The organism is Methyloglobulus morosus KoM1 (assembly GCF_000496735.2).
Classification (GTDB): Bacteria; Pseudomonadota; Gammaproteobacteria; order Methylococcales; family Methylomonadaceae; genus Methyloglobulus; species Methyloglobulus morosus.
Genome location: NZ_AYLO01000071.1, coordinates 1 through 11878, shown reverse-complemented (window position 1 = coordinate 11878; position 11878 = coordinate 1). Strand labels below are relative to the sequence as shown.

Sequence of the window (11878 nt, the reverse complement as noted above, 5' to 3'; positions counted from 1 at the left end):
CGTATTGTATTAAACTAGACTTTTAGAACGCTTACCGTGAAAAAGTCTCCTATTGTGTATTTAACTTAACAGTGATTTAAGGATGCTGGCTCTGACAGATCAAATAATAGGGAGCGAAATATAGGCATCGATGAAGAGCATAGTATAAAACCCAAAAGTTCTGGCGGAAATTATCACTAGAGGTTATTTTTCCTGTGGATCCATTACCTGTTTTTAAGTCTACTTTTTTAGAGAGTATTGTTTTTGCTGTCAAAAAAAGAAGCAAAGCTATTAAAAATAAAGTTACAAGTTATTCAGTGGAAAGGGTTATTGAAAAAAACGATAATAAAAATTATGAAAAGATTGAACTCGAATTTAAAACCCAAATGAATCGAATGTTGTTAAGGTTCTATTTTTGGGATGACAGAATAGCTTGGATTGATATAAGACAGCCATCTAAAAACGGTTGGATTTTTGAATGGAGCGTAGAAGGTAGAATTGGGGCATCTGATCCAAAGGAAATATTTCATTCTATTGAGCAGAGCATAGAAATTACCAATTCGATATCCGAGGTTTCTAAGCGTGAAGCATTGGATCGTCTTTGGAGTTCAATTTTGCTGTCCGGGCCTAGACCTTTTACTTGACCCAAGACCGTAAGTCGGAAGCGGCGTTAGCCGTTTTCCGACGAATGTACCCCGCCGACCTTTTTCCATATCTTGCCTGGTGGCCGCCAAGACAAGCCGCCATTGTTTTGTCGGGGCGCACCTTCATCCCGTGTTTTTGGGTTGTTTGATCCGTGCATATCCCGTGCATAGGGGTTGTATTTAGGTTTTTTAGCCCGTTCTCGGCTTTTTTGTAGAAGGCATGATAAAAAGCACGGAACAACCAACCCCTATCCACGCTGGGTACACACGCCATCCTTGGCGTAAACACCCTTTAGATCGGGGCAAGATAGGTGAAGTTAGCTAACCTGTGGACAGGTCATCTATCTTCACTGACCTTATTCGCGCTCCGCTCTCAACGGTATCTTGTCCTGCCGGGCACGGCTGCCGCCTTAATCCGTGAAGCCCTCGACCCTGACCATATCGCCGAACCGTTCAAAATCCTTGGCGTTATGGGTCAACAGGCAGGGGATGCCATAAATCAGCATCGTGGCGACGATATTGGCGTCGTGGACTTGCTTGCCGCCGATTGGGTAGTTTGCCATCAGGGCAAGCAATTGGTTGGTGACGGCGGCGGTGTCGTCCGCCACTTCAAATTGAGCCATCAGTTGGCCGACTTGCGCCAAAACCGTGGCCTTTGGTAAGGCGTTAAAAGCCTGTGGCCGGGTGAGAGTCGCCATGTATTCACGGATTACCTGGCGGCTAAGCCAAAGCGTCCGGCCTGACTCACGCGCGGTATTGATTGCCGCCAGTGCCTGGTCGTGGAACGGCGCTTCCAAGACATTGGCGTAGACCAACGTGTTGGTGTCGATGAACAGTGCGCCGTCAGCCTCCTTAACGGCCATCGTCACCGTACATGTCTTCCCGGCGTAGGCTTAAGTCCGCTGGCCATTCGCCCACGCTGACGACCGGAAATTCCAAGTGCTTTTTAGCTTTAGCCGCCGTTTTCCGCTGTCCTGCCCGCGTTTTCAGGAAATCCACAAAATCTTCCACTTCCTCAATGCGCTCGCGCGGGAGCGACTGGATTTTATCGATCAACGCCTGTGCGTCTTGTGGGTGTGTTGACATGGTTGCACCTGATTTTTTGTTTAACTCGTTATTTTAGCGGCAAGGCCGCCCATTCAAGAACGTGAGCCGATTGCCTGGGTCCAGCGTTTGGCATCGTGCATGTGCAGCACCCCGGCGATCATCGTCTCAATGGCTTCCCGTTCTTTCCCGTCGAGCTTGGAAACCGCCTCAAATTGCAGTTTCAGGCGCTCGTCCGGGCCGTGTTCATCAGGCTCAAAAAGCAGCATATCCGCGCTCACGTTCAACGCCAGTGCGATGCGCCTGAAAACATCAATCGTGGGCTGCGATGACCCCGCTTCATAGCGTTTCAGTTGCGATACGTGCATACCGACCTTATCGGCCATTTGCTGTTGGGTAAAGCCCAATTCCTTGCGGATAGAGGCCAAGCGTTCAGGGAAGCTCATAGGTAAGACAAAGCTGTTTAAGTTAGCCACCATTGTAAGCCCTCCATTTTTATAGCATGACACATTGTATCATATCAGTCAGGGTGGGCACATGCTGTTCGTGCCCACCCTGACTGGAGAACACATGGGAAAAATGCACCAAGCAATTGGTGGACAACCTTGTCTCCATAGTTTGAAAATTCCTAGCCCCATATTAAATCCGTAAGGCAAGGCAATGTTTGGTATCAAGGGTATTTGCGGATCGAGCCGATAACCGTGTTCCAAATTTCAAACGGTATGTTTCCCTGTAAATAGCCGCCTTTAAAATTGCCCTTTGGGCAAATTAAATGGCCAATGTATCCATGAGGTCGATCATAAATTCCATTTCTTCGTCGTCCACTTTTTGCCAGCATGAAAAGCCCAGGCTGTCGAGTATCTCCTTACTCTTGGCGCTTCCATGCATATTAATCAATAAATTCTGAATTTCTTCTCTTTTCGCTTGCAATTTCGGCCCTATCATCAAAGAGTGGTGAATAACGCTGATCTGGCTACGTACTAACACTTTGAGCTGCTTTTTCACCAAATCCGATAAATCGTCATAAGCCTGTGCAAGAAAAATCCCAACATCTGCCTTGTTTTGTAAGATATTTTTGGCAACCAGTATATAAGTATCGCAATTGATAGCTTGCAAGGTATCGGAAGTCAGGTTGCTCGGTTCCAGCATAATCATTCCGATCATCCTGACGTCAGGATCTTGAGTGTGGGCCACGCGGATGCCGGACGGCAATGCTTCAACATCGATGATGGCATTGTCACGGTGGACGGCTAGTATGGCTTCATCAGAAGAGCCCGCCGATTTGACGAGCGGCAGAAAACCCTTTTCGCGGACTAACATGGCTGCATCGTACGGGTTGGCATAAATCAGGTCGATTTTATCGCTCGTTATCGCTGCTTTTTGTGCCGCAAAGTCAGGATATATTTCCAGGTGGATGGCGCTATCGGTTTGTTTCTGGAGCCATGTATTGAAAATATACCAACCGGAAAGGCGGTCTGGAGCGAAGTCAGGGCTGACGGTAAAATTAAAAGTCATAGTGGTTCCCGACTAAGATAAGGTTGAATAAAGTTTGATAGATTCATTTACTTTAAGGCGGGATGGTTTTCGCCGTACCGAGGTATAGCCTACCACTTGCCCTTTCCTGATATTGGGAATGACGGTCGCTTTTACCCAGTAATAACCGCCGTCCTTACGCAGGTTTTTTACGTACCCTTGCCAGGTTCGACCGTCAAGTATGGTGCCCCACAAATCTTTGTAGGCGGCGGAAGGCATGTCGGGATGCCTCAAAATGCAATGGGGCATGCCGATCAGTTCTTCTTCGGTGTAACAGGACATGTCGACAAAAGCCTGGTTGACTTTTTTGATCAACCCGTCCGAATCGGTACTGGAAACGATCAATTTGCCGTCAGGGTAGGGCGTTTCGATCTCCGTAAATAAAACCTTGCGTTTCATTCCCCCATAAAGGTTCAGCACAGCTTCTTTGTATTCACCGATAATATCCTCGGGTTGCATATCTTTTAACATAAGTTTTCACCTGTTTTAATGGATTTGTTGATGACAAGCCACGGCTCGTTTCCCATCAACACTCGCCCTGATCGCCGGGCTTAAAATCAGCATTTGTCCAATTGGAACTCCCTTGATAGAAATTGCGAAACTTACCCACGCCGATCCTTTTATTCTTATAGTCGCTATTGGTACAAGCCGACAGAAAAGCCGTCGCGCCGTAGCATTCGATAGCTTGTTCAATACCGTTCGGCCAGTAGGAACGGATAACACCTGGGCTTACTCTCGACCTATCTTCGGTTGTTGCCGATATATAAATTAGCTTATCCGAAGAACAGGTCATTTGTTCCAGTTGGTTATAACTCGTGACTTGGGCAAGCCGCTTTACTTGTTTAGGCTAACTTTCGAAATGAGCTATTGGGCCAGGGTTTGGTGTGCCTTCACACTCAAGCGCCAAACATTTATATCTTCTAGGAACAATTTTCATGCAGATAGTTCGGAGGTGTATTGATCCAGATCAAAGTTTTTTTGAAATATACCGCTAGGAATTTAATACTCTTAATTGATAGCTTCACTATCGATAGATTTCGTCATAAAACATTCTTTTGATTTTTGCCAAACATCGAAAGACTGTTGTTAGTCGGCTTCTGATCGTGTTGGTGGGTGAGGAATACTGGCGCAAAGCTTTTGATGTGGATTTTCTGGTTTCTGGGGCGTGATTGATTTGGAAGGCCGGGATTTATTTTGGTATGCAGAAACGGCACAGGAAACTTGGGATGATATTCTGAACGGGTACCACACAAACGGCGAGCTGTTGTTTCCTGACTGTGGCGAATGATTTGTGTTGAGTTCAACTGATTATCAAGGATTATTTGGCAACCATGCCGATTGTTTCAGGAAATTTTAGGGACTGGCCGTTTGCTCAAAACCATTCTTCAAGATTATATTGCTGATGTAGCTCAGGGATTTCCACCTGAGTGTTGTGTAGTTTTTTGGCAAACACCGGCATGACGTCTTTATCGCCGTGAACCAGAAAAGTTGTCTTCGGCTGACCCGTTTGTTGATGCCAAGCCAGTAATTCTGCCTGATCGGCATGAGCGGAGAATCCGCCGAGGGTAACAACGCTTGCATGGACCGGAATTTCTTCGCCGAAAACTTTAACTACTTTTGCGCCGTCCACAATCTGACGAGCCAACGTGCCATAAGCAGCAAAACCAACAAAAATAATCGCATTATTCCGGCCCCAAAGATTGTGTTTAAGATGGTGCTTGATCCTGCCGCCGGTACACATGCCGGAACCCGCTATAATCACAGCACCGCCTGCGACATTATTAATAGCCATTGAATCCGCCGTTTCCTGGGTAAAATGTAAGCCGGGAAACATGAAAGGATCCTGTCCTGATGAAAAAACTTTACCCGTTTCCTGATCAAAACACTCAGGATGGCGTTGGAAAATCTGGGTAGCAGAAATTGCCATCGGCGAATCGAGAAAAACCGGAAGATAAGGCGGCAAAAGCCCGTTTTCAATTCCTTCACGCAAATAATAAAGCAGCTCCTGTGCCCTTTCCAAGGCAAAGCTTGGAATAATGACATTCCCGCCTTTGGCTATGGTTTTGTTAATCGTCGAGTAGAGTTCTTCCAGTGTTGGCTCCAGGGGTTTATGCAGGCGGTCGCCATACGTGGTTTCCATGACCACAATATCGGCATGTGGAGGTGGGGCGGGATCTTTGATAATCGCCCGACCGTTATAGCCTAAATCACCGGAAAACAAGATGTTGCGTTTTTGTCCTTTGTGCTCAACTTCCAGCACGATGGCGGCAGAGCCCAAGATATGCCCGGCATCGATAAAGGTCGCCTGAATGCCTTCAGTGATTGCGATAGCTTGATTGTAGGTTGCTTTGCGGCCAAAAAAATCAAAGCAATTTAGGACATCTAGTTTATTGTAAAGCGGTTCAATCTCATTTTTGTGGCCATGTCTTGAGGCTTTTTTCGATTTATAACGCGCTTCATCTTCCTGCAGGTGTGCCGAATCAAGCAATACCACCCTGGCTAATTCGCAGGATGCCGCCGTAGTAATGATTTCACCGGTAAAGCCTTTTTTAACCAGTAACGGTATACGACCGCAATGGTCCAGGTGAGCATGAGTCAGTAATAGGTAATCGATATGGGTAGGGTCGAACCCGAAAGGCTCGGAATTTTCCTCATCCATTTCTCGACCGCCCTGATATAACCCGCAATCAATTAATATTTTCTTACCGGCAGCCTCAAACAGGTGGCAAGACCCCGTTACATTTTGATTGGCACCGTGAAATTCTAGTTTCATAAATAAACCTCTTGGCTGAATGCCTCGGCTTCTGTAGAAGCAGTTAGGCACTGCTTATAATGTCTGTAGATTATACTCTCTGCAACAATTGGTCTTTAGTTATTACAGGCCTCTATTGGTCTAATCCTTACGACAAATTATCAAATTCAAACCTAATTTCCAGCCGCATTGCAAAACAGGGCATTGATTAAAGTGTCGATAATTTTTAAAAAAACTGCGTATTTTTATTAAAAAGACCCATCGATAATTCCCAAAAAAGCCGGTTAAAACTTTTGAAAAAGACCACCCAGAATTATCGTAAAAAGCCACTCGAAATTTTAAGCTGGTTTGGTAAAAATCGGCCAACTTCGGACCTTCGCAAAAATCTATTTACACATCATTTCGGTTACAAATATAGACGTAAAGGCGGGGGATGGAGCCACTGAATTATCTTTGAAAGCTCGAGGAAAAAAGTGAAAATGCCGATAAAACCAGGTTTTAATGTTTGCAACTCGATGTCGTCAAAAAACCTTCAAATGGCGATTGTGAATGAGAATTGGTTGATGGACAGCAACTCTCGGCAACAAATTACTTTTCTTGACGATTTTAGATAACCTTAACGCTAGTGGTGTGCCACATAGGAATGCAGTTCGTGAATTTAAATTACATAAAAATCTAAAATTAACTTAGAATTATTCTAATGACAGTGAGCGATGCGTAACATCGAAAAACTATTTCCCTTGGAGACATAAAATGGGCGCAATTGCAGGTTCGTCAATCCTTGAATGCAAACAGACATTGAATTTGGATACCGTCACCCTGACTATCAACAACTCATGCAACCTCGTTTGCCCTCACTGCTACCTTCAGTACCAACCGGAGCGTAGCGACTCATTCGATTCGCAAATTTTTTCCATACTAAGTCGAAGCTCGTTTAGGCATCTCGCTATTGTAGGCAAAGAACCACTTTTTAATACGAATTCAATTGACCTTTGTCTTCGACTATCCGATCTTTGTTTTTCGACAGGAAAAACTATCAGTTTAATTTCAAACGGAATAAATTTCGCATTAGCCCCCAGTAACTTTGTTAATAAATTCAGTTTCATCGATATTAGTCTTGATGGTGGACCTCAAACTTATAAAAGCTACCGAAAAGCCTCTACCTTTAAGCTCGTTAACAACCTGCGGGCAATTGCGTCTCTTGGGGCAAGAATGAATGCCTTGCATGTTCTCAATTCTAAAACGATAGACCATTTGGATGATATGCTAGATGTGAGGAACTGGGCACCATTTGACCGAGTAATCTTTTCACCTTATTTAGAAACGCAAAATCACGGGCATAATTTAGTTGGTGGGTTAAATTTAACATCTCTGCTACGTCGATTAGCAAGTTCGCGTTTCTCACAGGTCGAAGGAGCCATACTTTTGCTACATGATCAACATATTGAAGCGGGTAGCTTGACGCATGTGGAATTCAATCAATTAACTTCAGAGTTGAACTTAAATCATCGCGTCCACCTGATTTCTGGGGATCCATTAGAATATGGCATTCTTCGTGTCACATATGACGGTTTAGTCCTTACTCCATATGCTGCGCTCCACCCCAAAAAATATGCATCAGAGCGATCATTTACGGTCGCTGATTTAGGCTACAAAACGCTGAATGATGCTTTTTTGAATATGGCTCCGAGTCCCAAAACTTTACAATGAGAGTAGAGGGGCTTAGCTTTTCTTATGGGAACCAAGCCGTTTTTGAAGGATTGAATTTCGCCTCAGAATCAAGAATTGTTGGTTTAAGCGGCCCTCCAGGATGTGGTAAAACCACTCTTCTGAAGATTCTCGCTGGACACCTAACACCAAATTATCACGTTGTTTTGGATGTGCCAAGTCCATCCACCCTTGTCTTACAAGAAGATGCACTTTTGCCATGGCTTACTGTCATGCAAAACCTTGAGCTGGTCGGCTTTCAAATCGATACCTTTTCAGGTCATCCCCTCTGGGGCCTCGTTGATCCATTGCTCACAAAACGCCCGAATCAAATGTCCTTTGGTCAGAGACGTACAGTTGAACTGTACCGAGCTATTGTTAATAAGCCCCCCTTGCTTTGTTTAGACGAACCATTTAATTTTATCGACCTAACAACGCGAAACTTATTCATGAAATTTCTCATGGATAAATATCCCATGGTAAAAATTGTGATGTCTACTCACCATGTTGATGAGCTTGTCGAGTTGGGGGCAGATATACTTAAATTTCCAAGGCAGCTGCCTATTAGTGCAATGGAGGGATGATTTGCTTCGACTCGCAAAAATCTTTGGATTTGTTCTTTTTCCATTAATTTGGATTACACTAAAATATTTTGGAGAGATTGCTGATCGATACCTGCCCGATCCAATAGCAGTCCTCGAGTCTGCTTCATTGGTCGACCCTAGCATAGCAGTTCATACGTTTTACACGGTAACTAGATTCACCACCGGATTTGTATTTGGCACCACTCTCGGAGTAGGAATTACGCTTATCATGTATCGTTCATCGCTGATAAATGCGCTTCTACTACCGATCATACAAAGTTCGAGAGCCATCCCCGCAGTTGCATTGATTCCGTTTTTCATATTGTGGTTTGGTTTTTCTGAAGTCGGGCGTTATTTTCTTGTCCTCACTGGAACAGCTTTTAACGTGGCGGTTGCAGGGCTTGAAATACTTTCAAAAATTCCAGAAAGATACTCAATCATGTTTGCGAGCTTTGGTCTAAAACCTACGCAGTTTTGCATTCGATACGGACTACCTTCAATCTGTGATGGTCTGTTACCAACGCTTCGTTTCTCTTTATCTTCCTCTATAGGTTTAATAGTTGCGTCGGAAATGCTTGGGGCTCAGGTTGGTCTTGGTTATTTGGCCCAAAGTGCTCGTGCTACATTTTCTCTAGACCTTCTTTTTTTAGTTGTGATTTTACTTGGAATCATCAGTTCAATTGCCGATTGGCTATTGATCATATTATGGGGAAAGCTTCTGTTTTGGAGGAGATAAGACATGAAAAGACTAACTTTTTTAATCCTGTTGCTTCTAGTCGTTTTGACCGGAGCAATTTTTTATTGGTATAGGGAGGAATTAGAGCCATTATTTTTGCATCCAGAATCGGAGAAACCAAAAACTCCATCGATCACACTGGCAATTTCGCCTTATCAGGATATTGCTACCATCGTGACGCTGCATTCGCTTGGTCTCGAAAAAAAGTATGGTCTAGATGTTAAGCTCGTAACAATGGCCTGGGAAGACATTCTTCCTGCTTTGGCAAGTAATGGTACAACCGTTGATATGGGTTTTGCGAGTTTTGTCGAATTTCTGACAAAGGAACAGGATTTGAATCGCGGTGCCGATGATCCTCTCGTCTACGTCCATCCGGCTTATGTGTTCCATGGTGGGTCATTTATCAGCTTCAACCCAGAAGTTGCTGGTCTTAGTAAAGATTCCTTGAGCGATAAACAACAGATAGAAAAATTCTTGTCATACAAAATTGGAGCACAGAAAAGCTCACTTTGGGAGATGATGATTTACGCTACCGCTCGGAAAGGACAAGTTGATATCAAATCTGTGAAACTATTTGACTCCCCTCTAAACGATAGCTTACTTGCTGCCGAGAAGGGGAGTCTCGACATTGCCTCTGCTGGGCTCACTCAAATGACAGAAGCAAAAAAGCGTGGTGGACGAGTCGTTCTTCAAATGGAAGACTTAGGATTTGCCGATATCACTGGTTTTGTTTGTCGGAAAAGCACATTGGAAAGCCGTCGAAAGGATGTCGAGGCGGTAATTAAAATGTGGTTTGACACCGTTGCGTATGTGATGTCTGATTTGGACAAAAATTCATCTATACCTCTTGATTACTTAGCTAAAAGCTCATCAACTCAGTATACTCTTGAGCAATATAAACTAGCTCTTAGTCAGGAATATTTTCCAAGAAGCATATTAGAGTCTCGGCAGGAGTTGCAAACCAGATCAGGAAAGTTCAGTCATGAAAAGATTGCTGAAGATGTAGTCAACTACATGCAACTGTCTAAGGGGGTTGTAACACCACCCGCTGTTCCTCAATTCATTGAAATCCAGTGAGACATGTATGCTATCTGATTTTGACAACAAGCAAATTGATCTGTTAAAAGAGTTTGCTGAGCGAAAGGTCGTACTCCATTTTCCGTTTTTTGCAAACACTTTCTCAATTGCCTTTCATTACATGATCGCGCTTCAACAGGACGGGGTCAATATTACTGATTTGGATAATTATGTCTATGAACACGATTGGGACGAACCAATACCAGTTTTGAAAGAGGGAAATGCTAATGTTTTTTTTGCTACGTTAGATGCTATCAATAAAAAAAAGAAAGAAATCGAAACGAAATGGGACTTTGATTGTCGTCCAATCAGCCACTATAGCCAGCAGTATATTTTTGCAGAGTATCGTCCGCACATAGCATCAGGGTTCAAACCTAAACAAGACAAAAAGAAATTCTCGGATGAACTCGTAAAGGTTGCCAATCAATGTGGAGTCAATCGGATTGAAATTTTTACCGATATCCCTACCCAAGCAGATGTAATACAAAATGAACTAATAGACTGGGGATTTATAGGGAAAAAAAAAGAGATAAAAATCATTAAAAAACCAATTGATGCAATATTATATTACGAGGCATCAAGTAAAGTATTGCGTCTATTCTATTATGGGGCGCCTACAACTTCTCGAATGCTTAGAGAGAATTTTTTCTACATTCCTTACAAGCTCACTCACCCTGAAACTGAATATCAAGACCCCACAATGATTACATGCATTTGTTATGTTTATTTAAAAACTGATCAGACCACAGGCAAGACTAAACTTAATTTTAATAATCTATTTAATTATCACAACAATATTTTTAATGCGGCTGAAAAAGAGTCTCGTCATGTTGATTTTCTGAATATTTTGTGGGCTTATAATCGTTACGCAGAGCGCAAGCAACACAGTGCGACATTTGAGGATACCAAGGCATTTACTCGATGTCTTAAAGAGCATCATCAAAGTCCACCTAGAAAATGCGACTAATGAGTGAGAATATTCATCTTCACATTGGACTCGGTAAACTAGCACTCGGTTTAGTTCTGGGCTTACTGCGTCCTGAATTGCGGCTTGTGATCGCTCAGAGATATAGCGAAAATTGGCAGTTTATGAGAAATATTGATCAAGTGGAACTGTTGAATGAAGCGGATAATGTTGGATACAAGCACATTGCAAAAGTAAAGCGTATCAACAAAAAGAACCCCATCACAGTTAGACAAATCTTGGCTCTTCTCAAGGATGGTAGCCCAGTACTTATTTTGTATGATGAAATTGATGGTTTAAATGTACTTAATGATATTCTTGATAAAGTATGTTCTATTACGACGAGTGTGGGAAAAAAAGGGGAAGGAGATATAGTAACATGGCTGAAAGGCATTCGGCCTTCTCCTGAATGCATAGTATATCCATTTGAAAATACTGAAGATATATACAAAATAATTACAGAACATAATGAAGAATCTACTCATCCCATAACGATCAGAAGAACAATTCCTGACCGTATTTGCCCCGACCACAAAATCCATACATCGGGCAAGAAGGCTGCTGTTAAGATCAAACCAGAGGAATATGCTCATATCGTAATCCAATCCTCATTAAAAGAATGCAATAAAATTTTTATAGGATGTGAAGAGAATTTCAAAGAGGGGGATACAGGTAAAATTCTTGTTACTCAATCTTCAGAAGTATATCAATACTTTCATGATAAAAAACGTAGACTTGTCAATAGCATACATTATTTCCTGGCTCTACTTTCCTATGATTCATTGTTAAAGAAGGACATTCCCGTAATGGATTGGGAAAACCAGTATATGCCATATCTTCTCAGCGTTGTTCTTAACC

Annotated in this window: 16 protein-coding genes; 7 read left to right on the top strand and 9 right to left on the bottom strand. The window is 43.1% G+C overall.

Annotated elements, in window-relative coordinates:
- Nucleotides 1–194: 194 nt before the first annotated feature.
- Nucleotides 195–623 (top strand): hypothetical protein, encoded by a 429-nt coding sequence (locus tag MGMO_RS09875; protein WP_023494910.1) that lies wholly within the window; start codon nucleotides 195–197, stop codon nucleotides 621–623.
- A gap of 26 nt (nucleotides 624–649) precedes the next feature.
- Here the strand turns inward: MGMO_RS09875 and MGMO_RS20880 are convergent, their stop codons facing one another.
- The 9 genes from MGMO_RS20880 to MGMO_RS09840 all read right to left on the bottom strand — a co-directional run bounded on the left by MGMO_RS20880 (nucleotide 650) and on the right by MGMO_RS09840 (nucleotide 5973).
- Nucleotides 650–781: a hypothetical protein gene (locus tag MGMO_RS20880; protein WP_268768305.1), complete on the bottom strand. Its 132-nt coding sequence runs from the start codon at nucleotides 779–781 to the stop codon at nucleotides 650–652.
- Nucleotides 782–1033: 252 nt separating this feature from the next.
- Nucleotides 1034–1486 carry a type II toxin-antitoxin system VapC family toxin gene (locus MGMO_RS09865; RefSeq protein ID WP_023494909.1) on the bottom strand — a complete coding sequence of 151 codons (453 nt, stop codon included), beginning with the start codon at nucleotides 1484–1486 and terminating at the stop codon, nucleotides 1034–1036.
- On the bottom strand, nucleotides 1476–1709 hold the full coding sequence (locus MGMO_RS09860; protein ID WP_023494908.1) for a DUF2281 domain-containing protein: 234 nt from the start codon (nucleotides 1707–1709) through the stop codon (nucleotides 1476–1478). Before MGMO_RS09860 ends, MGMO_RS09865 begins: the two co-directional genes overlap by 11 nt.
- Nucleotides 1710–1762: 53 nt before the next feature.
- Nucleotides 1763–2146 carry a helix-turn-helix domain-containing protein gene (locus MGMO_RS09855; RefSeq protein ID WP_023494907.1) on the bottom strand — a complete coding sequence of 128 codons (384 nt, stop codon included), beginning with the start codon at nucleotides 2144–2146 and terminating at the stop codon, nucleotides 1763–1765.
- 289 nt (nucleotides 2147–2435) lie between these two features.
- Nucleotides 2436–3182 carry a phosphate/phosphite/phosphonate ABC transporter substrate-binding protein gene (locus MGMO_RS09850; RefSeq protein WP_023494906.1) on the bottom strand — a complete coding sequence of 249 codons (747 nt, stop codon included), beginning with the start codon at nucleotides 3180–3182 and terminating at the stop codon, nucleotides 2436–2438.
- Nucleotides 3183–3194: 12 nt separating this feature from the next.
- Nucleotides 3195–3671: a PAS domain-containing protein gene (locus MGMO_RS09845; RefSeq protein WP_023494905.1), complete on the bottom strand. Its 477-nt coding sequence runs from the start codon at nucleotides 3669–3671 to the stop codon at nucleotides 3195–3197.
- Nucleotides 3672–3726: 55 nt separating this feature from the next.
- The gene (locus MGMO_RS19580) at nucleotides 3727–3993 is read right to left on the bottom strand and encodes a hypothetical protein (protein WP_023494904.1); all 267 of its coding nucleotides are present in this window, start codon (nucleotides 3991–3993) and stop codon (nucleotides 3727–3729) included.
- Nucleotides 3994–4240: 247 nt separating this feature from the next.
- Nucleotides 4241–4504: a hypothetical protein gene (locus tag MGMO_RS20575; RefSeq protein ID WP_235557260.1), complete on the bottom strand. Its 264-nt coding sequence runs from the start codon at nucleotides 4502–4504 to the stop codon at nucleotides 4241–4243.
- A 68-nt stretch (nucleotides 4505–4572) separates the two neighbouring features.
- Nucleotides 4573–5973, bottom strand: coding sequence for an MBL fold metallo-hydrolase RNA specificity domain-containing protein (locus MGMO_RS09840; protein ID WP_023494903.1), 1401 nt, complete (start codon nucleotides 5971–5973; stop codon nucleotides 4573–4575).
- Between the two features lie 732 nt (nucleotides 5974–6705).
- On the opposite strand from MGMO_RS09840, the gene MGMO_RS09835 reads away from it, so the two are divergent.
- From MGMO_RS09835 to MGMO_RS09810, 6 genes are all read left to right on the top strand, one after another.
- Entirely contained in the window at nucleotides 6706–7662 is a 957-nt protein-coding gene (locus MGMO_RS09835; RefSeq protein ID WP_023494902.1) for a radical SAM protein, read from the top strand.
- Complete coding sequence (locus MGMO_RS09830; protein WP_023494901.1) at nucleotides 7659–8243, top strand: ATP-binding cassette domain-containing protein; 585 nt, start codon at nucleotides 7659–7661, stop codon at nucleotides 8241–8243. The genes MGMO_RS09835 and MGMO_RS09830 overlap by 4 nt, the downstream gene beginning before the upstream one ends.
- 1 nt (nucleotide 8244) lies before the next feature.
- On the top strand, nucleotides 8245–8979 hold the full coding sequence (locus tag MGMO_RS09825) for an ABC transporter permease (protein WP_023494900.1): 735 nt from the start codon (nucleotides 8245–8247) through the stop codon (nucleotides 8977–8979).
- Nucleotides 8980–8982: 3 nt separating this feature from the next.
- Nucleotides 8983–10056, top strand: a complete 1074-nt coding sequence (locus MGMO_RS09820) for an ABC transporter substrate-binding protein (protein WP_023494899.1) — start codon at nucleotides 8983–8985, stop codon at nucleotides 10054–10056.
- A 7-nt stretch (nucleotides 10057–10063) separates the two neighbouring features.
- The gene (locus MGMO_RS09815) at nucleotides 10064–11023 is read left to right on the top strand and encodes a hypothetical protein (protein WP_023494898.1); all 960 of its coding nucleotides are present in this window, start codon (nucleotides 10064–10066) and stop codon (nucleotides 11021–11023) included.
- The coding region (locus tag MGMO_RS09810) for a hypothetical protein (RefSeq protein ID WP_036307390.1) at nucleotides 11023–11878 on the top strand (856 nt) is incomplete at its 3' end. The genes MGMO_RS09815 and MGMO_RS09810, both read left to right, overlap by 1 nt.